Raw genomic sequence first — 21441 nt, 5'->3', positions numbered from 1 at the left:
AAGTACACCGCTACCATGGCACGGAATATCCAACGACGGGATGTACTGAAGGGTGCCGGTCTCGCTGGTATTGCTGGACTCGCCGGATGTGTCGGTGGTCTCGGTGGTGGCGGCGGCGGCAGCCGTGAAATCAAGTACGGTGTACTGATGCCGGTTACGGGCGACCTCTCCTCGGTCGGGCAACCGATCCGTGACGGGGCGACGCTCCCGGGCAAGCAGCTCAACAACAACGACGACTTCGGGACGACAATCGACTTCCAGGTCGAGGACACCGCGACGTCGCCGCAGACGGGTATCAACGCGGCGAACACGCTCGTCAACGCCGGCTACCCCGGCGTGTGTGGCCCGGCGTCGTCCGGTGTGAACATCCAGGTGTCGAACCAGGTGTTCATCCCGAACGAGGTCGTCGGCTGCTCGCCCTCGTCCACCTCACCGAGCGTCACCACGCTCGAGGACGACGGCTACATCTTCCGCACCGCGCCGAGTGACGCGCTGCAGGGTCAGGTCATGGCGCAGGTCGGCACCAGCTCGATCGGTGCCTCCTCGGCCGCGACGCTGTACGTCAACAACGACTACGGCCAGCTCCTCTCGCAGTCCTTCGCGGACGCGTTCAAGAACGAGGGCGGCTCGGTCCAGAAGCAGGTCGCCTTCGAGAAGGAGCAGTCCTCCTACAGCTCGAAGCTCCGGCAGGCACTCACCGACGGCCCGGACCTCCTGGTCGTCATCGGCTACCCGGCCTCCGGTGTCCAGCTGTTCAAGGACTACTACGCCGACTTCGCCGGCGACGGCTCCGAGGAGCAGATCCTCGTGACGGACGGTCTCCAGGACCCCGCCATGCAGGAGAAGATCGGGAACCCGATGGAGAACGTCACCGGGACGGCACCGCAGCCGTCCGGCCCGGCCGCAGACGCGTTCGCCAACCTCTACGAGGAGGAGTACGGCCGCGCACCCGGTATCTTCAACGCGCACGCCTACGACGCGTCCGCGACGCTCATCCTCGCGAACGCCGCCGGTGGCGAGAACTCGGGCTCGGTCGTCCGCGACAACATGCAGGCAGTCGCCAACCCCGGCGGCATGGAGGTCACCGCGAGCAACCTCGCGGAGGGTGTCCAGGCCGCGATGGATGGCGACGACGTGCAGTACGCCGGCGCATCCAGCGCCGTCGACTACGACGACAACGGCGACATGAAGGCCGTGACCTACTCCGTCTGGAAGTTCGCACCCGACTCGGACTCCGGCATCGAGGTCACGGACACGATCAACTTCAGCGCCTGAGCAAACGTTCCACGATTTTTTCGCGACGCTACTCCCGCCCAGAGGCATCTCCCGAGTCGCCGAGGCAGGCCAGCAGTTCCGGAGCAGTTCCGGAGAGGTTCGGAAGAAGTTCCGGAGCAGTTCACGTAAGCCTCTATCCTCTCACGAGACGCGAGCGACCCGCTCAGTGTGTGAGCGACCACGAAAAAGAACGTCGTCGATTCGGGAGCCGACTCAGCCGCCGAGGAACTGCTGGCGGACGTCGTCGTCGTTCAACAGCACGTCGCCGTCGTCCATGTAGCGATTCTGGCCCTGCACCAGCACGTAGCCGCGGTCACACCGGCGAAGCGCCTCCTTGGCGTTCTGCTCGACCATGAGGATGGCCGTGCCGGCGTCGTTGATGTCGTCGATGCGGTCGAACATGTCGTCGACGAGGTCGGGCGCGAGCCCGGCCGACGGTTCGTCGAGCATGAGCAGGTCGGGTTCGAGCATGAGCGCACGACCCATCGCCAGCATCTGCTGCTGGCCGCCGGACATCGTCCCGGCCTTCTGGTCCTTGCGCTCCTCGAGGATGGGGAAGCGGTCGTACACCGCCCGCATCGCGTCCTGTGGCACCTCGTCGAGGATGTACGCCCCCATCTCGAGGTTCTCCTCGACGGTGAGGTTCGCGAACACGTTGTCGTTCTGTGGGACGTAGCCGAGTCCGTGGTGGATGATCTCCTCGGGGTTCAGCCCGGAGATATCCTCGTCCGCGAAGTCGATGTCACCGCCCATGTACGTGGTGAGCCCGAAGACGGACTTCATCACGGTGGACTTCCCGGCCCCGTTCGGGCCGACGATGGTGACGTACTCGCCGTCCTCGACGAACATGTCCACGTCCGTGAGGATCTGGAGGTCGCCGTACCCCGCGTCGAGGTTGGCGACGTTCAGTAGCTTCGACATCAGACGTCACCTCCGAGGTAGGCCTCGATGACCTGCTCGTTCGAGCGGATCTCGTCGGGCGTCCCGTCGGCGAGCACGCGCCCCTGGTGGAGCACGATGACCCGCCGGCAGTTCTCCATGATGAGGTCCATGTCGTGTTCGACGAGCAGGAACGTGTAGCCCTGCTCGCGCAGCTCGTGGATGTGTGTCAACAGCCGGTTCTCGAGAGAGGGGTTGACCCCGGCGAACGGCTCGTCGAGCAGGAGCATGTCCGGGTCGGTCATCAGCGCACGCGCCATCTCGAGCAGCTTGCGCTGGCCGCCGGAGAGGTTGCCCGCGTACTCGTTGGCGAGGTGCTCGATCTCGAAGAAGTCGAGCATCTCCCAGGCACGCTCGAGGACCGCCTCCTCGTGTTGCATGGTCTCGCTGCGCCGGAAGACGGACCGCCACATCTCCTCACCGTACTGGTGTTGCGGGCCGAGCATCATGTTCTCGAGGACGGTCATGTCCGAGAGCTCGCGGGCGATCTGGAAGGTCCGGACCAGCCCGCGGTCCGCGAGTTCGTGGGGCGCGACGCCCGTGACGTCCTCGCCGTTGAACGTGACCGTCCCGTCGTCGGGTTCGATGAACCCCGTGATGAGGTTGAACGTCGTCGACTTCCCGGCACCGTTCGGGCCGATGAGGCCCGTCAGGGTGCCTTTCTCGACGTCGAACGTTGCGCCGTTGACGGCGTTAATCCCGCCGAAGGACTTCTGTAGTCCGTCGATGCGAAGCGGCAGGTCGGCGAAGTCGTCGCCGATGTCCTTGTCGAGGCCGAGACTCTTCTGGTCGGCCGGTGGTTCGGTCTCACTCATTGTCTTCACCTCCGTCGACGCCACCGTCCGTAGCGGCTGCCTTGGACGGCGGGCGGGTGACCTTCCGCGGGTCCAGCGATGTCGCCAGCTCCTTGCGGTCACCCAGTAAGCCGTCCGGCTTGTTCTGCATGAACCAGATGAGGACGGCCCCCATCAGTACCAGCCGGAGTGGTTCGATGTTCGCCATGATGTACTCGAACAGGGGCATCACCTGTCCCTGCAGGACGAGTGCGAAGGCATCGACGATGGTCCCGGGGCCGCTGCCCTGGATGCCGAACGCCTCCTTGACGATGCCGACGAAGGTGATGGGACCCTGGTACAGCGTCCCGATGAACAAGACACCGCCCATGACCGAGCCGGTCGTCGACCCGGAGCCACCGATGATGAGCGCGATCCAGATGAAGAACGTCGTCTTCGGCTTGAACGGCTCCGTGTTGATGAAGCCGGCGTTTGCCCACCAGAGGACGCCGACGAGCCCCATGAGGGCGCAGCCGACGACGAACGCCTTGATCTTGAAGTTGGCCGTGTCCTTGCCGAGCGCGTTCGCGACGTCCTCGTCCTCACGGATGGCCTTCAGGACCCGGCCGAACGGCGAGAAGCCGATGCGGACGAGCAGCCAGTAGAAGCCGGCCGCGACGAGGATGAGCACACCCGTGTACAGCATGGAGACCATCACGGAGCGGTTGACGCCGATGGACGTCCCGATGGAGATGAACGCGTCCACCAGGGCACTCAGTCCGGGGATGGCCCCGATGCCGTCAGTGATGAGCACGCGGGACGGTGGCTTGTCGACACTGATGCCACCAGCACCACCGGTCCCCATCTCGATACCGAGGATGCTGAACTGCGAGAGCGCCTTGGACTTGAGTCCGAAGCGGATGATCTCGGAGAGTGCGATGGTCACGATGGCGAGGTAGTCGGCGCGGAGTCGCAGCGCCGGGAGCGCGGCGATGAATCCGACGAGTCCCGACACGGCGAGTGCCAGGATGATACCGACGAAGAACGGCAGGCCGAGGCCGGGGATGTCGGACGCGTTCGCCGGCGTCGGCGACGCCGTGGCGATGGCGAACGTGTACGCGCCGACGGCCATGAAGCCCGCGATACCGATGTTGAACAGGCCAGTGTAGCCCCAGTGCAGGTTCAGCGCCAGCGAGAGCATGACGTACACCGTGATGAGGAACGTCAGCTGCTGGAGCGCGTTGAACTGCCCGTTGATGTCGTTGCCGAGCAGGATGCCGAAGAAGATGAAGACGGCGTACAGTGCGACGACCGTCGACACGACCATCGTCAGGTCGGAGTCGAAGTGCTTGTCGAAGATGTTGCCGGCTTCGCGGTTCTCCTCGGCCTCTGCGGCCTGCTCGGTCGTCATGGCGTCCGGATGTGGATTGTCGTCGCTCATGCGGTCGACCTCCCGGAGAACAGTCCCTGCGGGCGGTAGAGCAGGATGAGAATCATCAGGACGAACGCGGCTGCCCGAGACATGTCACTCAGCTCTGCACCCAACCAGATGAGCGACATCTTCTCGGTCAGGCCGATGATGAGGCCGCCGAAGATGGCCCCGTACGTCGAACCGATACCACCGAGGATGACGGCCGCGAAGATGAACAGGAGCAGCGTCCACCCGCGCGTGTAGACCAGCGTGGTCGACTCCAGCGTCAAGAGGAAGCCAGCCATCCCTGCCAGCGCCGCGCCGATTATCCACGTGAACTTGACGACCCGCTCGGTCGGGATACCGGTGACGCGGGCGAGGTCCTCGTTGTCGGACATCGCACGCATCGCCTTCCCGAGCTTCGTGCTCTGGAGCAGGTAGTGGACCGTCAGCATGAGGATGATGGCTGCCACCACGAGGACGATCTCGTGGTAGTTCGCGTTGATGGTGCCGCCGGGGACCGCGACTGCGATCTTGCCCGGCGTGTTGTTCGCGACGGAGAGGTTGGCCTCACCGAAGACGAACAGGAGCAGGTTGCGCAGCGCGAACGCCACACCGACGCTCGCGATGAGCAGGGCGATTCCCTCCTGGCCACGCATCGGCTTGTAGACGATGCGGTCGATGACCAGCGCCAGTGCCACCGTCAGTAGGCCCGCGAACACCAGCCCGATGAGGATGGCGAGCGGGGTCTGGACGATGTCGATACCGATCGCCGTCCCGGGAATCCGGTTCGCACCCACGAGGACGAGGTCGCCGAAGGCGTGGCTGCCGAGGCCTGCGACGACGAACGTCGCGGCCCACCCGCCGAACGCGCCACTCGTGATGTAGTCGCCGTGTGCGAAGTTGGCGAAGTTCAAGATACTGTACGTCATGGAGAGGCCGATGCCGGCGAGGCCGTACACCAACCCAATCACGATGCCCTGCCACACGAACGTCAGAAACAGCGCGATTGTTACGTCATCACCCGCAGTGACGAGCTTCATCAGGAGGTCTACGAACAGAAGGACCCCGACCAGCAGCGCAATCATGGCTGCGGGACGGTCGGCGATGAAGCGCCATCCACGGGTAATATTTGAGTTAGACTCGGTCATTGATACCCCTCAACACGCTAAAGAGGCTCTCCCAGTAGCTATTAAACCTTTCACCTTCGCCCACCCGTTCATACGCGTACATAATGACCGCAGGAGTCACCGTTGTCGGTCGATATTGGGTGTTCCTGTACGTGTGGCAAATGTTAGTATGAATCACAAGGGGCGACGTGATTCGGCCGACAAAGAAAACTCTTTCACCGGCCCCCGCACATCCCGACACATGCCGGTAGGGACCCTCGATGACCTCACGGTCGCCGACCGTCGGGTCGGGGTACGGGTCGATATCAATAGTCCGCTGTCCGACGGTGGCCTGGCCGACGACGCGCGGCTCCAGGCCCACGAAGAGACGCTGTCGGAGCTCCTCGAGCGCGGCGCTCGTCTCGCCATCCTCGCCCACCAGGGTCGCCCCGGTGGGGACGACTTCGAGACGCTCGCGGCGCACGCCGAGCGCCTGGACGAGATGCTCGACTACCCCGTTTCGTACGTCGACGCCACCTTCTCGTCGGCGGCTCGCGACGCCGTCACCGCCCTCGATTCGGGCGAGGCCGTGGTCCTCGAGAACACCCGTTTCTACGCCGAGGAGTACATGGAGTTCGACCCCGCGAAAGCGAGCCAGACCCACCTCGTCGAGGGGCTGGTCCCGGTCCTCGACGCCTACGTCAACGACGCGTTCGCGGCCGCACACCGCTCGCAGCCGTCGCTCGTCGGGTTCCCTGAACGACTCCCGAGCTACGCCGGGCGCGTGATGGAGCGCGAACTCGACGTGCTCGGTGACATCGAATCGACTGACCGCCCACGCGTGTACGTGCTCGGGGGCGCGAAGGTCCCCGATTCCATCGACGTGGCCTGGTCCGTCCTGGAGAACGACCTCGCAGACACCGTGCTGACCGCCGGTGTCGTCGGTAACGTCTTCCTCGCGGCCGACGGCGTCGACCTCGGCGACACCAGCATGGAGTTCATCATGGACCAGGGCTACTGGGACGAGATCGACCGTGCCGCCGACCTGCTCGACGCCCACGGCGACCGCATCCGGTTCCCACAGGACGTGGCCGTCGAACGGGACGGAGAGCGCCGCGAGATAGGCATGAACGCCCTCCCGGGCAATCCCGGTGAAGCGGCCATGGACATCGGCGAGGGGACGCTCAAGGTGTACCGTTCCATCCTCGAGGACGCCGAAACGGTCATCCTGAACGGGCCCGCGGGCGTGTTCGAGGAACCCCTGTTCGAGTACGGGACCCGTGAGCTGTACGCGGCCGCCGGGGGCGTGCCGGACAGTATCGTCGGCGGTGGCGACACCGCAGCCGCCATCCGCAAGTTCGGGCTCGAGGAACGTTTCGGCCACTTCTCGACCGGTGGCGGTGCGTGTCTCCGGATGCTCACGGACGGGGAACTCCCGGCCGTCGAGGCCCTCCGGCGTTCGCATGACGATTGAGCCCGCGACGCTCACCGACCTCGACACCCTCACCGACCAGTGGGTCGCCCTCGCGACCGAACAACGGCCCCACGGGAGCGCCATTCTCCCCGATGCGAACCGCGACCTCCTCTCCCAGCACTTCGCCCACCACATCGTCGACGGCGACGTACTGGTCGACCGGGTCGACGACCGCATCGTCGGTTTCGTGATGTTCGAGCGAACCAGCGCTGACCTCGAGGTCGATGTGACTCGCGGGGTCATCCAGAACCTCTACGTCGTCCCCGAGTACCGCGGGGCAGGGCGCGGGTCGGCGTTGCTCGACGCCGCCGAAGAACAACTCCGCGAGCGCGGCGCGGACGTCGTCCAACTTGAGGTGATGGCGAAGAACACCGAGGCCCGCGAATTCTACGAGCGGGCAGGCTATCACGACCACCGCGTCGTCATGGAAAAGCGAGTCGGAGTCGAAAGTGATACTAACCCGAAGGGCCACGACTGACGTACGGAACGCCTGCCAGGAGAGCATGGGCGGTTCATGCACTCGACTTGTAATCGAGACTTCGTGGGTTCGAATCCCACTCCTGGCTCTTCTGTTCGAACGCTAGTGAGAACGAAGAGCTGACGGTGGGATTCGAATCAGGGAGCGATAGCGCGGTTCGAGCAGCGCGAGAACCGCGTGTGTGAACGGCGAAGCCGTGAACGAAGCGCAAGCGCAGCGACCGTGGTTCGAACTCCCACTCCTGGCTCATCACTCCGAGGCCTCCTTAGGGCGAAGAGTTGACGGTCACACCATCCGGCGAATGTGGAGCCGTCACACACTATTATACGACCGGTCGCAGAATTCGTGGGTATGACTGAGGGACAAGACCCCATCGAACGGGTCATGGGGCGCAGTCGCGACCTCTACGACATCGCGACCTGGGACGAACGGACACTGCTCGATACGGTCTCGGTTCGGCTCACCGGCCTGTTGAAGATGAGTTCGCGGCTCTTGCTCGTGTTCACGGCGGTGCTCATCATCGTCGCACAGCTCGCACTCACCGGGTTCGCCGTCGTCCGGAACCCCCTGCTGGGCGGGTTGACGCTCCTGTCGGTCGTGCCGGCGGCCTTGCTCGTCGGGTACATCTGGTACGACGACCCGACACTCAGACAATCGCTGCGCTCGCTGGTGATGACGTTCGTCCTCGGGGTATTGTTCGCCGGGTTCGCAGCCATCGTCAACACGGCTCTCAGCGGACTGTTCGGGCTGATTCCGGTCGTCGGACTCGCACTCTACTTCTTCCTCGTGGTCGGTCCGGTCGAGGAGCTGGTGAAGTGGCTCGCGGTCCGGCTGTACGCCTTCCGGAGCATCGAGTTTCACGCGGTCATCGATGGTGCAGTGTACGGTGCGGTCGCCGGCCTCGGGTTCGCGACCATCGAGAACGCCATCTACATCACGCGTGTGTACCTGGAGGTGGCGTCGGTCGGGGTGAACGTCGTCCCGTCGACCATCAACATCGCGAGCGTCCGCCTGCTCGCCGGGCCGGGCCACGTCATCTACTCGGCGTTCGCCGGGTACTACCTCGGGCTGGCGAAGTTCAACCCGGAGAACCGCGGTCCGATCGTGGTGAAGGGCCTGCTCATCGCCGCGCTCGTCCACGGCCTCTACAACACGCTGGTGTCGTACCTCCCGCGGGTCATCCCGTTCGGTTTGCCGGTGTTCGTCGCGTTCATCTTGGTGTACGACGGCGTCCTGTTGACGGTGCTGTTCCGGAAGCTCTCACGGTACCAGGACGCGTACCACGAGGCGCTGCGAATCGGGGACGAGGCAGGAGGCGAGGCCGAGGGTGAGACCGAACGCCCGAGCAGTGCCTGATTCGGTGGCAAGACGACACCGTTCCGCCCCCAGTAGTTTATTGTATCTGTTTCAAGAGTATTGACACAATGCGAAGGAGACGATTCTTGACTGTGGGTGCGATGGGGCTTTCGACAGGGTGTCTTCGACTTCGATCCGGTGGGTCCGAAACCACGACCAGCAGGACAGCGACCGAGTCAACGCAGACAATCTCTGAGACGACAACCGAGAGTGCGACAGCCACCGAGTCGAAGGAGACCGACAGTCCCGACTCCGGTACCTCCGATACGTCGACGAAGACGTACCAGTCGCTCTCCATCGACGGAGGATGGCCACAGTTCCAGTACAACAACGGCAACGACGGCTACCACCAGTCCACGACTGGCCCGACAGCTGGTGTGAAACCAGCCTGGCGGTTCTCGACGGCGGAGAGCGAGAAACAGGAGTGGTCGAATTTCAACCCTGTCGTTGCTGATGGGATGGTCTATTGTTCCAGTCAGGACGGTCGTGTCTACGGGTTGGACGCCAGTACTGGCAAGGAGCAGTGGCGGTTCTCTAATGACGACGCAACCGCGACAGTGTCAGATCCCCGGCGAAAGTGCACCCCGACGGTGGCTGACGGGACGGTTTTTGCTGAGGGCTCAGGTGGGTTTCTATACGCCCTGAACGCAGAGACCGGCGAAGAAGAATGGGTATTCCAGCAGGCTAGCCGAAATATCCATACGACACCAGTAGTCGACGAAGACACGGTGTATCTCGGACGTGGGACGGTATTCGCCGTCAACAGGACGGACGGTTCCGTCAGCTGGTCTCGAAAGATTGCGGCTCCTGCACTCGCAGCCAACGATGATACCCTGTTCGCTGGCAGTATGATGGAGGCCCGGATCGTCGCGCTCGACAAGGTGACCGGCGGGACGAAGTGGACGTTCGATGGTCCAACCGGCCATCCGTCGTATGCGGATGGGACCGTCTATGCGATGTCCGGTCTGGCAGGCGGGAGCGGTGACCCGACGCTCTACGCCATCGATGCAGCCGATGGGACACAGCAATGGCGACGGAGCCTTCCGGGCCGGGTCAGTTCGACCCAGGCACCCGTCGTCGCCGACGGCAGTGTCTACGTCGCTCCCAGAGAGACGCAAGCAATCCACGCACTGTCGACCGACGACGGCAGCGAGCAGTGGCGATACGAGACGGCAGGGTGGGTCGTTTCTCCCCCGACGGTCGCTGATGGCTCCGTGTATCTGGGTGGGCGAAGCAGTACTGTCCACTGCATCCGTGCCAGCGATGGAAAACAGCGCTGGACACAGGTCTTCTCGTCCTGGACGAACACACCGACCGTGGTCGACGGGACGGTGCTAGTCGGGACACGGGACGGTGATGTCTGGGCCCTCACAGGAAAATGAGGCTGTCAGATGCCAACGGTTGCCACGACCTGGAGGCAAAACATTGACACGCTAGTGTCCGAAACTCGACCTGTGCAAACCGACGCCCTCCTCTACTCGATTCGACGGTGGCTCATCGCCATCACGTTCCTGCTATCGCTGCTCGTCCTCGGCGTGACGGCGGGTGGCCCCTGGACGTACCTCCTCCAGACGGTCGGCTTCGTCTTCGCTATCGTCTCGGGGCTGTTCCTCTGGGAAGCTGTGCGCGGCGACAGCGATCAGGCCATCGGCACCGACGCCGAAGGCGAGAGCCAGAGCTAGAACCGTTCTGAGGCTACACTCGTTCCGCGACTACAGCCGTTCGGCGAATGCAAAGGCCGCCCGAGCGTAGATCTCTGCGTTCCCCCGCAACGCCGCGACGGTCGTGAACTCGTCGACGCCGTGGACCGTGTCGGTCCCGAGGGCGAACTCGAGCGTGGGAATCCCCGCGTTGCGGAGCTTCTTCGCGTCGCCGCCACCCGTCGCCGAGCGCCGGAACACGCGGGTTTGGGTCACGGCTTCGGCGGTCTCGGCGACCGCGGGAACCAGCGGGTCCGAGGTCGGCGTGAAGCTCCCGACGCTCCAGTCGCAGTCGGCGACCACGACGCCCTCGTGGTCGTCCAGCCGGGCCCGTATGGTCTCGATGACGGCCGAGGTATCGACACCGGGTGAGAGTCGCACGTCGAGTTTCGCCCGGGCGTTCTCGGGTACCGTGTTGATGGCTTCGCCGCCCTCGATGGTCCCGAGGTTGCAGGTCGGATGGGCGAACAGGTTCGCGGCGGTATCAGCACCGAGGCTCGGCGTGTAGTACTCGACCGACTCCTCGACCACGTCTGTGACTTCGGGGTCGGTCTCGAAGGTGACGGTACAGAGATAGCGTCGCAGGTCGGTGATGGCGCTGTAGAGCCGATCGATGGCGTTGGTTCCGAACATCGGGCGCGAGCCGTGGGCCGCGTCGCCGGAGGCGGCGAGCGTGAGCCAGATGCTCCCCTTGTCGGCGACCGTGACGGAGTGCCGGCCGTTCTCGCAGGTCGTCTCGCCGATGATGCAGCCGTCGGCCGCGATGGCGTCACGTTCGACCATTGCGCGAACCCCGGCGTGACCGCCGGTCTCCTCGTCGCTGACCACGGCGAACTGGAGCGTGACGGGTGGGTCCGCGTCGGCCTCGGCGAAGGCCCGAGCAGTCTCCAGCATGGCCGCGAGCGGCCCCTTCATGTCGGTCGCGCCGCGGCCGTAGATACGCTGCTCCACGTCGTCGTACTCGCCGAGCGGGTCCCGGGTCCAGTCGTGGGGGTCGAACGGGACGGTGTCGACGTGGCCCATGTAGCAGAGCGTCGTGTCGGTCGCGCCGGGCAGGGTCGCGAGCAGGTTCGGCTTCGCGGGGTCGGCGACGACTTGTGTCGTCCGGTAGCCCAGGTCTGCAAAGAACTCCTCGAGATGGTCGACCAGTGCGGCGGTCTCCCCGGGCGGATTCTGTGTCTCGAACGCCAGCAGGTCGAGCGCACGGTCGACCAGCGGGTCGGTGTCGGTGGCCGCTGCGACCACCGCGTCGGCGGCTGCCGTCATCCCAGACCACCAGTGTATCGTCTACCCATGCGTGACTGTACGCCCGAGAGCACCAAAAGTATTGCTAGAGATGGGCACAACCAATTTCTTTTTCGTGCCCGTTAGCCTTCTTCGGACTGTCTCGGTAGGGTAGTATTGTTTCAAATTCCCAAAACCGTTTTGTACCCTCGGGTCGTACTTCAGTCTGTAATGACGTCCACCGACGAACTCGATGATATCCGCGAATCGAAACGAGAACAGCTCATCTCCGAGCAGGACGGCGCAGAGTCCCCGGACGAACCGGTGCAGGTCGACAGCCCTGACCACTTCCAGGAACTCGTCGACACGTACGACGTGGCCCTCGTGGACTTCTACGCCGACTGGTGTGGCCCGTGTATCGCGCTCGGCGAGTTCATCGGAGAGGTCGCCGCCGAGACCGACGCCGCGGTGCTCAAGGTGAACGTCGACCAGCAGCAACAGCTCGCCGGACAGTTCGGCGTCCAGAGCATCCCCAACATGCTCGTGTTCAAAGACGGCGAACCGGTCCAGCGCCTCGTCGGCCTGAAGGACAAGAGCGAACTCGTCGCCGCGGTCGAAGCCGCGGCCTGAATCGTCCGGGAAACGCTGCTCAGTAGCCGGACGGCAGGTCGTACTCCTCCTCGTACCCGCGAACACCACGCTGCTCCCTGTCGGTCTGTTCGACGTAGAAGGTCACCAGATACGTCTGGGTGAACGCACTGAGCAGGACGGTCGAGGCGATACCCAACACCACGATGGCCACGAACGTCGTGACCGAGAGCCCACTGTAGAGCGCCCCCGCCCCCATCGTCGCCCCCGTCGTGGCAGGGGCACCGGCGAATCCCTCGCCAGCCAGCTGTTCGTAGTAGCGGGTGAGCACCAGCGCGACGGCCGCACCCCCTGCGAACAGGCCGGGAATCGCCTTGATGATGGAGAACCCGACGACACTGGCCAGGTTGTCCGTCGCGAACCGATAGCTTCGTTTGAACGACTCGCCGATATCGGCGTCGTCGACGACGACCGCCGGCGCGTAGAACTGGAGCACCATCGAGAGGGCGATTATGGCGAGGGCGATGACGGCGACGAACACGACGAAGAGACCCAGGCCGACGAGCCCTGCACTCCCGGCCGCGGCACTCACGCCGAACGCGAACACGCCGACGAACAGCGCGAGGAACATCGCCGCGATACCGACCGCGACGAAGATGGCCGAGTACAGCACCGTCGAGAGAAACAGCGTCAGATAGTGCTCCCTGACACCATCGACGAACGTCCCAAGCGAGGTGCTGTCGTCCATCCCCTCGTACGCCATCGAGAGGATGCCGGCGGTGAACAGCGGTGCGATCGCAAGCGTCGCGAAGCTGTACAGCGACCCGGCGATGGTGAGCCCACTGTACTGGAGGACCTGCTGGGGGACCTGGACGAGCGCGAGACCGAGCGTCGCCACGAAGATGACCGGATTCCGTATCAACGACTGTCCGGCGTGTTTCGCAGCTGCGATAGCTCCCATATGATTACGGTTTGAAAGAAAACAGATAAAGTCAACGATGCTTTCGTCAGTCGGTACTGCGACAGCAGCAGGCGGTGGCGTCGGCGTCGGCAGGCCGACAGCACCCCGCTGGAATCACCACGATGGTCGGGGAACAGCAGTCGTCGGTCGATGTCGAACAGCAGTTCGACACTGTCTCGCAACAGCAGTTACAGTTGGGTCGTACCATACAGTTCGACGATGGCGCCGAATCGGCGTAAACAGGGCTGCAGACTCCCCAATCTGGTCCGAACTATCGCCGCCGAAAGTCGGCACCACCCATTTTGTGGGCACGAAGCGTACAGGGGAGACATGGACGACAGAGACGGCGAACCGGCGGTCTCCCGGGACGAGTCGCCGCCGATCGGTGTCGACTGGGAGACGCGCTGGCACGCCATCCGACAGCTGCTCGGGCGCAAGTGGTCGTTCCACGTGGTCCGCCTGCTGGACGACGGCCCGCGCGGGTTCTCCGAGCTGGAATCCGAACTCGAGGGGATGACCGCGACCATGCTCTCGCGGCGGCTCGACGAACTGCAGTGCTCGGGGCTGGTGGAACGTCGTGTCCAGGCCACCTCGCCGCCATCGACGTCGTATCGACTCACCACGGGCGGGGAACACGTGGCAACCGCGCTCCGGAGCCTGGAAGCCGCGACGGAGCAGGTCGAGTGTCCCACGGACGCGTGCCGGGACGGCGATGCGTGTGAATCGAACTCCAGTGCCGCGGTCTGTGACCCAGAATCGGTCGACTGCGCCTGTCTTTCGTAACAGTCGTAGTACTCCACCGCAGCGTCTCGGGTATGCGAGTCAGCGTCATCGGTGGGAGTTCTGTCGCGGACGAATCGTACGACATCGCCGAGGAGGTCGGCTACCGCCTCGGCCAGCGGGGCCACACGGTCATCTGTGGCGGGCTGACCGGTGTGATGCGCGCCGTCGCCGAGGGTGCGAACAACGGCGGCGGCACGACCATCGGCATCCTGCCCGGCGAGAACTACGACGGCGCGAACGCCTACATCGACATCCCCATCGCGACCGGGATGGGCCACGCCCGGAACTCGCTGGTCGCGATGAACGGTGACGCCGTCATCGCCATCGACGGGGCGTGGGGGACCCTCTCGGAGATCGCCCTCTCGAAGGTGTACGACCGTCCGGTCGTCGGCCTGAACACGCACGATGTCCCGGGCCTCGACGAGGTTGAGACGGCCGAAGAAGCGGTCGCGTACGTCGAATCGAACCGGTAATCGCTCTCTTCTACTGCTCCGCCTCGAACACGTCCGCGTGGAGCGAGTCCGAGACGATGTCCATCAGCGTCTGGAGGTTCCGGGTGTCGTCGCGGTTGTACTCGACGAGCGTGTCGAGCGCCTCCTGGCTCCCGCGCTCGTACTCGTTCCAGAGCCGGACCGCATCGCGTCCCGAGATGTCCGGGCCGTCACGGGCGATTCCCACGTCCTTCTCGATGGTCTTCAGCCCGCCATCGAGCCCGATGCGCTTACACGGGTACATGAGGTCGATGTGGGGCAGGTCGAGGTCCACGTCGAAGGAGGTCTCGAGGAACGGCACGTCGAAGCGCGCGCCGTTGAACGTCGCCATCAGCGCGGCGTCTTCGAACTGCTCACTGAGGGTCTCGGCGGTCAGGTCGTCGCCCTGGACCAGCGTCGTGGTCTCGTCGCCCTGGTGGAACGAGACGGTCGTCACACGGTCGCGTTCCTTCGACAGGCCGGTGGTCTCGATGTCGAAGAAGCAGGTCCGGTCACGGAAGTTCTCGTAGAGCCGCCAGCTCTCCTGGTTGGGGAACGCCTCCCCGAAGAAACGGGTGTCCTCGCGTGCCAGCCGGTCCCTCGCCTCGTCGATGAACGCCTCGATTCGGTCCGCCGTCGTCGGCCCGACGACCGACCCGTCGAAGTCGTCCCAGTGGGTCACGCCCGACCGCCACAGCTTTCGCTCCGTCTGCTCGCCCACACCCCGAACCGGGATGAAACTGTTCTCGATTCGCACAGGCGAACCTCGGCTGGGGCCGCCGAAAACCTGTCGTTCCGTGTGGCAGCTGACCGACCCTTGCCCCTGCTCAGAGTCCCTCGAACTCGCGGACGCGCTGCTTCCACGCCTCGGGAAGTTCACGGGATTCCTCGGCCTCGGCGTCGTAGGCGACCTGCACCGTCGTCGCGGTCGCGGCGACCTTGCCCGACGCACGGACCTCGTACTCGAAGTGCAGCGTCGAGTTGCCGACCTCGGTGATGGCGATGGCGACCTCGACGTCGTCCTCCAGCGTGATGGGCCGGTGGTAGTCGATCTCCAGGTTGGCGATGACACCGTCGAGCGCGTCGGTGTCGCCCAGTACTTCGGGGAGGTACTCCACCCGCGCCTCCTCGAGATAGCTCACGTAGATAGCGTTGTTCACGTGGCCCAGCAGGTCCACGTCGTTGTACCGCATATCGATATCGACGACGAAGGGGTCCTCGCGCATACCGGCCCTCCGCCGTCAGGGTACCTCGGCCTTTCGGAACCGGACGACCGCGACATGCCGTTCAGTCGTCGCTGCCGGTCAGGTACAGCGTCCGGTCGACGATCTGTATCATCGCGTCGACCCAGCTATCCAGCGATTCCGGGGTCGCACCGGGTATCTCTAGTACCAGGTCGCCGTCGTCCACGAGCACCTCGGCGTGCCCGGTGTCCGCATCATCGAGGTAGTTCCGGAGCTGGTACCGAAGGAGTCGCTCTCGCGCACCCTCGACTTCCAGCTCGTCCTCGGGCGTGAACCGGAGGGTCACGACCTCTCGCTCGGCCGTGGCGGTGACCCCGAACGCCTGCCCAGAGAGCGGGAAGGCGTAGCTGGTGTCGTCGAGTTCCGCTGTCGCCTGCTGGAGGGGCAGCTCGCTCACGTCCGGTGAGATGCTGGTCCCCCCGACCTCCTGGGTCAACGAGGTGAGCTCCTGGTTGACGAGGTCTGCGATGCCCCGGTCGCCCGCGTCGTCGGTCGTTTCCTCGGGTTCCGAATCGGGAGTCGAATCGGTCTCGGTGGGCACGTCAGTCTCATCGCTCTCGCCCGTGTCGGCCTCCGTCAGTACCGTCGCTGCGGCGGCCTCGACCGATTCGACACCATCGCTTGCTGCCACGGTCCCGCCGTCGGACGACGCACGCGTCGTCCCGGAATCGTCGGCTGCGTCGACTGACTCCTCCGGTTCGGTGTCGCCACCGTCCTCCACTCGCGTTTCCTCGTCCGTGTCAGCCGTCCCTAGATGGGTCAGCGTGGTCCGGTACCACGGTTCCTCGGCGTCGGTTTCGAAGCGACCGACGTTCGAATCGTCGTCGGATGGAGTGGCTGGAGGCTCCTGCGAGTCGAGTTGCGTTTCTACGTCGTCGGTGTCGTCGGTGGGGTCCTCACCAGCAGTCGGTGCGTCGGTCTCTGCGGAGTCTACTCCGTCTGGCGTGTCCTGCCTGCCGGACTGGACAGCCTGTGCTCCGGTCTGCTCACGACCGAACCGCCGGTTCGTCCGTGCATCTTGGCCGAAGTTCTGGACTGCTCTGGCGGCCGAACGGTCGGGCTGTATCTCTTCGGGAGAATCGTCGTCGGTGTCGGCCACGGCATCGCCGTCCTCTGCTGGCCCTTCTCCTGCTGCCTCTCCCTCCGACGAGTCTCGCTGGGTTTCGCCGTCGTCGTCGGCTTCTTCCGTGTCACCAGCGTCACCGACTACCGCATCGACCTCAGCGTCACCGGCGTCACTGGCGTCACCGGCGTCACTGGCAGCGACGTCCCCGTCGGTCGCGACCGCAGTCTCGCCGCTGTCTTCTCCTGCTTCGGCCGCATCGCTGCCCGCTTCGAGCCCGCTGACTGCTCCCTCGGCTCGGTCGGTCACGTCGGCACCGGGGGCCTCACTGGATTCACCGTCGGAGACCTCCGCAGGGTTCTCGATTGCAGAGTCATTCGCGGCACCTTCGTCGTCGGAATTACCAGCTACAGACCCATCCTCGGCAGGGCCGTCATCCTCGCCAGACCTGTCCTCGGTCGAGACCGAATCGTCGTCCTCCTCGCCGTCGGTGTCGGCCTCGGTGGCTGCGTCGTCTGCTTCCTCCGCATCGTCTGCCTCCTCCGCGTCGTCCTCGGCTTCGTCTGCCCCGTCTTCAGAACTCACGTCGCCCACCGTCGACGCGTCGAGACCGTGAGAGTCCGCTTCCTTCCGCGTCATGGTTCGGTCGGCTATCTGGAAGCTGCCGATGGGGCCGTCCGGTGACCACTGTGACTTCCCAGTCCGACCCACTGAGGCACCGGCCGATCGTCGGCTGGGGGCTCCGACCCCGATTGGGTTGTGGGTTCTGCCCGAGCCGGAAGCCCGAGTGTTCGACCGAGCCCCGAACGGAGACTGTGGGTTCATCGTCTGCCCGTGCGGAGTGTTCTGCTGGGCGTTCTGCCGGCCCGCGACACCGCGGAGGTCGCCCTGTGGGTACTCAGCCCCCTGCGGGTACTCCGACTGGGCACTCCGCGCCCCCTCGAACTGCTTCTGCTGGGCGGCGGCGACCTCGCTCATCCGGTCGTGGATGCGGGTGAGTGTCCCGTCCACCTTTCCGAGGTCTTCGTCCACGTCGTCTTCCAGCGAATCGATCTTCTCTGCGACGTCACGCAGGGCCAGGGCGATGTCCCAGGCTACCACGACGCCGAGGAAGACCAGCATGAGGAGGACGGTGACGGCGATACTCGCCAACAGCTCCACCGAGGCTTCGACCATAGGTACTTCTTATCACGCGTACGAGGAGTCTCGACATAGTGGTTCGCTCGATATCGAGCGCTGTAACGTACATAAAGGACACCTGCGAACGGTCGTGCGACCCCACCGACACCGCGAGAAACGGTTATACCACGACTCTGCTTAGCACGGGGTATGAGTGAATCTGATGGCCACGAAGACGTTCAAGCCGGAAATACCGAGGAGTCGCGTGACGTCGGGTCGCCGTCGGAACCGGTTCACGTCGAGAGCGAGAGCCACCTGCAGGAGCTGGTCGCCGAGCACGACGTGGTCCTCGTGGACTTCTACGCCGACTGGTGTGGCCCGTGCAAGATGCTGGAGCCGATCGTCGCCGAGATCGCCGAGGAGACCGCCGGTGTGGTCGCCAAGGTCGACATCGACGAACTCCAGTCGCTCGCCCAGGGAGAGGGTATCCGCGGCGTTCCGACGCTGTTCCTCTACGCTGACGGCGAACTCGTCGAGCGACTCGTCGGCGTGCAGGAGAAGTCGGCGCTCGTCGACCTCATCGAAGCGAACGCGTAAGCAGCTCCCGGCCCCCCGTGCAACTTCGCCGGCTCAGAGTGGAATCCAGCCGCTGTCGGCGTCGCGGTCCCGGAGGTGCCAGCGTTGTTCGAGCGTCTCGGTCTCCTCGTCGCGGCGGACCTCGACGACGGCATCGAACAGGGGTTCGAGTAACCTGACGTAGTCGCTGTCACGGTCGAGTGGCAGGTGGAAGTGACCCATCCCTTGCTCCTGCCTGATTCGGGACGTGACCATGTGGAGAAGGCGGAAGACGTTCTGTGATTTGTGTTCGCGAAGGAGCGGTGTGACCGAGTCGAAACAGAGTCGCAACTCCCCCGGTGTGGGGTCGTCCTCGGCGAGGTCGTCGATGGCATCGATGACCTCGGTGCCGAGCGTACTCAGGAGCTCCGGGCGGACGATGGTCTCGTCCACGTCCGGGCCGACTGCAGGGCTGGACGAGGTGCCGTCCTCGGTCACCTGGCTGACGAGTTTCGTGCTGCCGACGGTGGTGGCGTCCGGCCCGTGGCCGCAGCTCTCGTTGTCGAGGGTATACACGTAGAGGCGCTGGCGTGGCTCGTCGCCGTCGTCGCCCATGAGTCGGCGGCAGGCACCCTTGTGTGCCTGCGAACTCGTGCGACCGACCAGGAGGATGCTGCTCCCGTCCTCCTTGAGCGCCGACAGTGTCTGGGCGAACGCCGTGGACTCCGGGACGCCCCCACCGTGCTCGGTCCTCATTCTTTCACAAAAGACGAAATAGTATATAATAAATATTGTGGCTGGCGGTTTAGGATAATAACCCGTCATCGTCCGAACCCCCGCGTTTCTAGATGCTATCCGGACTTCCAACAATGTTGGACCAGTGTCATCTTCTGCGACGAATCGGCCCGTTCGACCTGTCTCGCCGATGTCACTGCGCGAAACGCGGTACTCCGTGGGCCGGGGTCGCCTGTCGTGCAGTTTTTGTCGCTTACGCGAGAACGGGAGGGTATGAGCGATTCCCCGGACGACCGCGAGCTGGCAGACGACGCTGCAGCGCTCGCCCGAGAACTCCGCGAGTTACGTGCCGAACTCGACCGCCGCGGCCCACGTCCTCCCCGCGGCCCGCTCGGTATCCCTCGGCCCCCCACACCGCGGGAGTTCATGGAGTTCGCGGACGAGGTCGCCATCCCTGCTACCATCGCCATCCTCGAGACCAACATCAAGCTCCTCGAGGCGCTCCAGCGGGCCATCCGGCTCGCAGAGGGCGGTCGCCGGGCCAGCGAGCGCGGCCGGAAAGCCGGTGACTCTGCACGCTCCCGCGCGGAATCCGTCAGCCGCGAGACCCTGAGCCGGGTCAGCGACGCCCTGACCGAGCTCCAGTCCGTCCTCGAAGGCACCGAACTCCCCGAGAACGAGACGGCCGCGGGCATCCTCGAAGAAGCCCGGTCGCTGCGTGAGGAGATACAGCGCGAGATTAGCGGGGCTCGACGCGAGGACCACTCGCTCGACGAGTACGATTCGCGCAGGGACGGCGGTGACTCCACGGACGCAGCCGACGTCCACGACGGGACGGAATCCGCCGGTGAAGACGAGGCGAAGGACGCTGACACAGACGAGACGGACGAACCTATCGAGATAGACGTCGACGCCGAACTCGAGACGCTGAAAGAACGGTACGGGAACGACGACGACGAAGCGACCGCCGATGGGGAGGACACCGGAGCCGACAGTTCCTCCCACCCCGACGACGCAGTCCATCCTGACGACGCAGCCCAAAACAACGACGCCGACGGGGGCGACACCACAGATACCGACGACTCACCCGACGGCGGGAGCTCCGACGAGGGTGACGAAAACCGCTGATGCTGATGCTGACGCTGTCGCTGCTGTAGACCGCCCTGGAGTCCGAGTCCGGGCGACTACTCCTCGAGGCTGAGTCCGGGCGACTACTCTCCGGCGATATCGGGATTCCGGCGGTCGTCTCCGAGCAGGCAGGCATCGCAGACGTGCTGGACCTGCTGGAGTACGTCACCACGAAGTTCGTCACCGAACTGGTCTCTACCTGACCTGCACCGGTCGCGTCCGGTAGCGTGTGCGACCTGCGACCCGTACTGTGCGCGCACAAACCAGATACCCCAGGAGACCGTCTATAGTGGTATGAACCCAGCAGAGCTGACTGTCCTCGTCGCCGGTGCGAGCGGCGGAACCGGCCGCGAACTCCTCGACGTACTCCTCGATGCGGGCATAAGGGTCCGCGCGCTCACTCGCTCGCCACAGACGGTCGAGACCCTTCGAATCCAGGGCGCAGACGAAGTCGTGGTCGGCGACCTGCTGTACCCCGACGACGCCGCGATGGCCGTCGAGGGGGTCGATGCGGTCGTCTGTGCCGTCGGGACCGCGCCGGGGCCGAAGCTGTTCTTCGGCGGTGACCTCGTCGACGGCGAGGGCGTCATCAACCTCGTCGATGCGGCTGCCGAGGCGGGTGTCGAGCGGTTCGTCTACGAGTCGTCCATCGGTGTCGGCACCTCGGAGCCCAAGATGCCGTTCCCGTTCAGACTGCTCCTCGGCCGGGTGCTGGACGCGAAGGACCGTTCCGAGCGACACCTGCGCCAGTCCGGACTGGCGTACACCATCCTGCGACCCGGCGGACTGACCAACGCGCCTGCGCGGGGTGACGTACTCGTCGGCGAGGGCGGCGACACCGTCTCTGGGACCATCCCTCGCAGGGACGTGGCCGAGATTATGGCTGCCGCGCTGTTCACGCCGGAGAGCGAGAACCGCACCTTCGAGATAGTGAGCCGCCGGGGCGCTCGCGGAACCCCGCGGCGGCTCGTCGATATCGACTGGCAGGTCCCGCAACCGACGTTCGTACAGAAGTAGTCGTGCAGCCGAGTGGTGTCCAGGATGCCTCGACGCAGA

Annotated in this window: 22 protein-coding genes, 1 tRNA gene and 1 pseudogene; 14 read left to right on the top strand and 10 right to left on the bottom strand. The window is 64.7% G+C overall.

All coding sequences use genetic code 11. The annotated features are described in order from the left end of the window. Positions 1 to 15 precede the first annotated feature (15 nt). Positions 16 to 1275 (top strand): ABC transporter substrate-binding protein, encoded by a 1260-nt coding sequence (locus N6C22_RS11395; RefSeq protein WP_261651232.1) that lies wholly within the window; start codon positions 16 to 18, stop codon positions 1273 to 1275. A 213-nt stretch (positions 1276 to 1488) separates the two neighbouring features. Here the strand turns inward: N6C22_RS11395 and N6C22_RS11390 are convergent, their stop codons facing one another. From N6C22_RS11390 to N6C22_RS11375, 4 genes are read right to left on the bottom strand one after another with little or no spacing between them, the layout of a single operon-like run. Then, positions 1489 to 2196 carry an ABC transporter ATP-binding protein gene (locus tag N6C22_RS11390; protein ID WP_261651231.1) on the bottom strand — a complete coding sequence of 236 codons (708 nt, stop codon included), beginning with the start codon at positions 2194 to 2196 and terminating at the stop codon, positions 1489 to 1491. Beyond that, positions 2196 to 3029, bottom strand: a complete 834-nt coding sequence (locus N6C22_RS11385) for an ABC transporter ATP-binding protein (protein WP_261651230.1) — start codon at positions 3027 to 3029, stop codon at positions 2196 to 2198. The genes N6C22_RS11390 and N6C22_RS11385 overlap by 1 nt, the downstream gene beginning before the upstream one ends. Then, complete coding sequence (locus tag N6C22_RS11380) at positions 3022 to 4428, bottom strand: branched-chain amino acid ABC transporter permease (protein WP_261651229.1); 1407 nt, start codon at positions 4426 to 4428, stop codon at positions 3022 to 3024. Before N6C22_RS11380 ends, N6C22_RS11385 begins: the two co-directional genes overlap by 8 nt. After that, positions 4425 to 5549, bottom strand: coding sequence for a branched-chain amino acid ABC transporter permease (locus N6C22_RS11375; RefSeq protein ID WP_261651228.1), 1125 nt, complete (start codon positions 5547 to 5549; stop codon positions 4425 to 4427). Before N6C22_RS11375 ends, N6C22_RS11380 begins: the two co-directional genes overlap by 4 nt. A 220-nt stretch (positions 5550 to 5769) precedes the next feature. On the opposite strand from N6C22_RS11375, the gene pgk reads away from it, so the two are divergent. The 7 genes and pseudogenes from pgk (at position 5770) to N6C22_RS11345 (ending at position 10497) form a co-directional block, all read left to right on the top strand. Then, entirely contained in the window at positions 5770 to 6981 is a 1212-nt protein-coding gene (gene pgk, locus N6C22_RS11370) for a phosphoglycerate kinase (RefSeq protein ID WP_261651227.1), read from the top strand. Continuing rightward, a complete protein-coding gene (locus tag N6C22_RS11365; protein WP_261651226.1) occupies positions 6971 to 7459 on the top strand; it encodes an N-acetyltransferase in 489 nt (162 codons plus the stop codon). Before pgk ends, N6C22_RS11365 begins: the two co-directional genes overlap by 11 nt. Positions 7460 to 7473: 14 nt before the next feature. Beyond that, positions 7474 to 7547, top strand: a tRNA-Thr gene (locus tag N6C22_RS11360). A 263-nt stretch (positions 7548 to 7810) separates the two neighbouring features. Next, positions 7811 to 8815, top strand: coding sequence for a PrsW family intramembrane metalloprotease (locus N6C22_RS11355; RefSeq protein ID WP_261651225.1), 1005 nt, complete (start codon positions 7811 to 7813; stop codon positions 8813 to 8815). A gap of 68 nt (positions 8816 to 8883) precedes the next feature. After that, positions 8884 to 9624 (top strand): annotated as a pseudogene (locus tag N6C22_RS21190) (PQQ-binding-like beta-propeller repeat protein); the annotation flags it as partial. 39 nt (positions 9625 to 9663) lie between these two features. Continuing rightward, a complete protein-coding gene (locus N6C22_RS11350; protein WP_261651224.1) occupies positions 9664 to 10197 on the top strand; it encodes a PQQ-like beta-propeller repeat protein in 534 nt (177 codons plus the stop codon). 72 nt (positions 10198 to 10269) lie between these two features. Next, entirely contained in the window at positions 10270 to 10497 is a 228-nt protein-coding gene (locus tag N6C22_RS11345; RefSeq protein ID WP_261651223.1) for a hypothetical protein, read from the top strand. 30 nt (positions 10498 to 10527) lie between these two features. On the opposite strand, the gene N6C22_RS11340 is transcribed toward N6C22_RS11345, so the two are convergent. Next, positions 10528 to 11781 (bottom strand): M20 family metallopeptidase, encoded by a 1254-nt coding sequence (locus N6C22_RS11340; RefSeq protein WP_261651222.1) that lies wholly within the window; start codon positions 11779 to 11781, stop codon positions 10528 to 10530. 189 nt (positions 11782 to 11970) lie between these two features. Here N6C22_RS11340 and N6C22_RS11335 point away from each other — a divergent pair, with 189 nt between their 5' ends. Further along, complete coding sequence (locus N6C22_RS11335) at positions 11971 to 12369, top strand: co-chaperone YbbN (RefSeq protein ID WP_261651221.1); 399 nt, start codon at positions 11971 to 11973, stop codon at positions 12367 to 12369. Positions 12370 to 12388: 19 nt separating this feature from the next. On the opposite strand, the gene N6C22_RS11330 is transcribed toward N6C22_RS11335, so the two are convergent. Continuing rightward, positions 12389 to 13288: a hypothetical protein gene (locus N6C22_RS11330; RefSeq protein ID WP_261651220.1), complete on the bottom strand. Its 900-nt coding sequence runs from the start codon at positions 13286 to 13288 to the stop codon at positions 12389 to 12391. A gap of 330 nt (positions 13289 to 13618) precedes the next feature. Here N6C22_RS11330 and N6C22_RS11325 point away from each other — a divergent pair, with 330 nt between their 5' ends. After that, on the top strand, positions 13619 to 14071 hold the full coding sequence (locus N6C22_RS11325; RefSeq protein WP_261651219.1) for a helix-turn-helix domain-containing protein: 453 nt from the start codon (positions 13619 to 13621) through the stop codon (positions 14069 to 14071). A 32-nt stretch (positions 14072 to 14103) separates the two neighbouring features. Then, positions 14104 to 14544, top strand: a complete 441-nt coding sequence (locus N6C22_RS11320; protein ID WP_261651218.1) for a TIGR00725 family protein — start codon at positions 14104 to 14106, stop codon at positions 14542 to 14544. 10 nt (positions 14545 to 14554) lie between these two features. On the opposite strand, the gene N6C22_RS11315 is transcribed toward N6C22_RS11320, so the two are convergent. The 3 genes from N6C22_RS11315 to N6C22_RS11305 all read right to left on the bottom strand — a co-directional run bounded on the left by N6C22_RS11315 (position 14555) and on the right by N6C22_RS11305 (position 18024). Continuing rightward, positions 14555 to 15298, bottom strand: coding sequence for a ribonuclease H-like domain-containing protein (locus tag N6C22_RS11315; RefSeq protein WP_261651217.1), 744 nt, complete (start codon positions 15296 to 15298; stop codon positions 14555 to 14557). Between the two features lie 70 nt (positions 15299 to 15368). Beyond that, positions 15369 to 15767 carry a thioesterase family protein gene (locus tag N6C22_RS11310; protein ID WP_261651216.1) on the bottom strand — a complete coding sequence of 133 codons (399 nt, stop codon included), beginning with the start codon at positions 15765 to 15767 and terminating at the stop codon, positions 15369 to 15371. A gap of 61 nt (positions 15768 to 15828) precedes the next feature. Continuing rightward, the gene (locus N6C22_RS11305; RefSeq protein ID WP_261651215.1) at positions 15829 to 18024 is read right to left on the bottom strand and encodes a hypothetical protein; all 2196 of its coding nucleotides are present in this window, start codon (positions 18022 to 18024) and stop codon (positions 15829 to 15831) included. A gap of 153 nt (positions 18025 to 18177) precedes the next feature. Between N6C22_RS11305 and trxA the strand changes: the two genes are divergently transcribed. Further along, positions 18178 to 18564, top strand: a complete 387-nt coding sequence (gene trxA / locus N6C22_RS11300) for a thioredoxin (protein WP_261651214.1) — start codon at positions 18178 to 18180, stop codon at positions 18562 to 18564. A gap of 33 nt (positions 18565 to 18597) precedes the next feature. On the opposite strand, the gene N6C22_RS11295 is transcribed toward trxA, so the two are convergent. Beyond that, on the bottom strand, positions 18598 to 19278 hold the full coding sequence (locus N6C22_RS11295; RefSeq protein WP_261651213.1) for a hypothetical protein: 681 nt from the start codon (positions 19276 to 19278) through the stop codon (positions 18598 to 18600). Between the two features lie 252 nt (positions 19279 to 19530). On the opposite strand from N6C22_RS11295, the gene N6C22_RS11290 reads away from it, so the two are divergent. Both N6C22_RS11290 and N6C22_RS11285 read left to right on the top strand, forming a co-directional pair. Continuing rightward, positions 19531 to 20385 (top strand): hypothetical protein, encoded by an 855-nt coding sequence (locus N6C22_RS11290; RefSeq protein WP_261651212.1) that lies wholly within the window; start codon positions 19531 to 19533, stop codon positions 20383 to 20385. Positions 20386 to 20679: 294 nt separating this feature from the next. Further along, a complete protein-coding gene (locus tag N6C22_RS11285; protein ID WP_261651211.1) occupies positions 20680 to 21402 on the top strand; it encodes an SDR family oxidoreductase in 723 nt (240 codons plus the stop codon). The last annotated feature ends 39 nt before the right edge of the window (positions 21403 to 21441 follow it).

This window comes from Haloarchaeobius sp. HME9146 (assembly GCF_025399835.1).
Lineage (GTDB): Archaea > Halobacteriota > Halobacteria > Halobacteriales > Natrialbaceae > Haloarchaeobius.
Note: the sequence above shows the minus strand (reverse complement) of the source record. Positions and strands in the feature narration are given on the sequence as shown.

Bases quoted from the DNA above. Each gene is read 5' to 3' on its own strand.
- N6C22_RS11375 (WP_261651228.1), bottom strand. From the start codon at position 5,549: ATGACCGAGTCTAACTCAAATATTACCCGTGGATGGCGCTTCATCGCC.
- N6C22_RS11285 (WP_261651211.1), top strand. From the start codon at position 20,680: ATGAACCCAGCAGAGCTGACTGTCCTCGTCGCCGGTGCGAGCGGCGGA.
- trxA (WP_261651214.1), top strand. From the start codon at position 18,178: ATGAGTGAATCTGATGGCCACGAAGACGTTCAAGCCGGAAATACCGAG.
- N6C22_RS11325 (WP_261651219.1), top strand. From the start codon at position 13,619: ATGGACGACAGAGACGGCGAACCGGCGGTCTCCCGGGACGAGTCGCCG.
- N6C22_RS11295 (WP_261651213.1), bottom strand. From the start codon at position 19,278: ATGAGGACCGAGCACGGTGGGGGCGTCCCGGAGTCCACGGCGTTCGCC.
- N6C22_RS11305 (WP_261651215.1), bottom strand. From the start codon at position 18,024: ATGGTCGAAGCCTCGGTGGAGCTGTTGGCGAGTATCGCCGTCACCGTC.
- N6C22_RS11310 (WP_261651216.1), bottom strand. From the start codon at position 15,767: ATGCGCGAGGACCCCTTCGTCGTCGATATCGATATGCGGTACAACGAC.
- N6C22_RS11340 (WP_261651222.1), bottom strand. From the start codon at position 11,781: ATGACGGCAGCCGCCGACGCGGTGGTCGCAGCGGCCACCGACACCGAC.
- N6C22_RS11355 (WP_261651225.1), top strand. From the start codon at position 7,811: ATGACTGAGGGACAAGACCCCATCGAACGGGTCATGGGGCGCAGTCGC.
- N6C22_RS11350 (WP_261651224.1), top strand. From the start codon at position 9,664: ATGATGGAGGCCCGGATCGTCGCGCTCGACAAGGTGACCGGCGGGACG.
- N6C22_RS11320 (WP_261651218.1), top strand. From the start codon at position 14,104: ATGCGAGTCAGCGTCATCGGTGGGAGTTCTGTCGCGGACGAATCGTAC.
- N6C22_RS11395 (WP_261651232.1), top strand. From the start codon at position 16: ATGGCACGGAATATCCAACGACGGGATGTACTGAAGGGTGCCGGTCTC.
- N6C22_RS11330 (WP_261651220.1), bottom strand. From the start codon at position 13,288: ATGGGAGCTATCGCAGCTGCGAAACACGCCGGACAGTCGTTGATACGG.
- N6C22_RS11390 (WP_261651231.1), bottom strand. From the start codon at position 2,196: ATGTCGAAGCTACTGAACGTCGCCAACCTCGACGCGGGGTACGGCGAC.
- pgk (WP_261651227.1), top strand. From the start codon at position 5,770: ATGCCGGTAGGGACCCTCGATGACCTCACGGTCGCCGACCGTCGGGTC.
- N6C22_RS11365 (WP_261651226.1), top strand. From the start codon at position 6,971: ATGACGATTGAGCCCGCGACGCTCACCGACCTCGACACCCTCACCGAC.
- N6C22_RS11290 (WP_261651212.1), top strand. From the start codon at position 19,531: ATGAGCGATTCCCCGGACGACCGCGAGCTGGCAGACGACGCTGCAGCG.
- N6C22_RS11385 (WP_261651230.1), bottom strand. From the start codon at position 3,029: ATGAGTGAGACCGAACCACCGGCCGACCAGAAGAGTCTCGGCCTCGAC.
- N6C22_RS11335 (WP_261651221.1), top strand. From the start codon at position 11,971: ATGACGTCCACCGACGAACTCGATGATATCCGCGAATCGAAACGAGAA.
- N6C22_RS11380 (WP_261651229.1), bottom strand. From the start codon at position 4,428: ATGAGCGACGACAATCCACATCCGGACGCCATGACGACCGAGCAGGCC.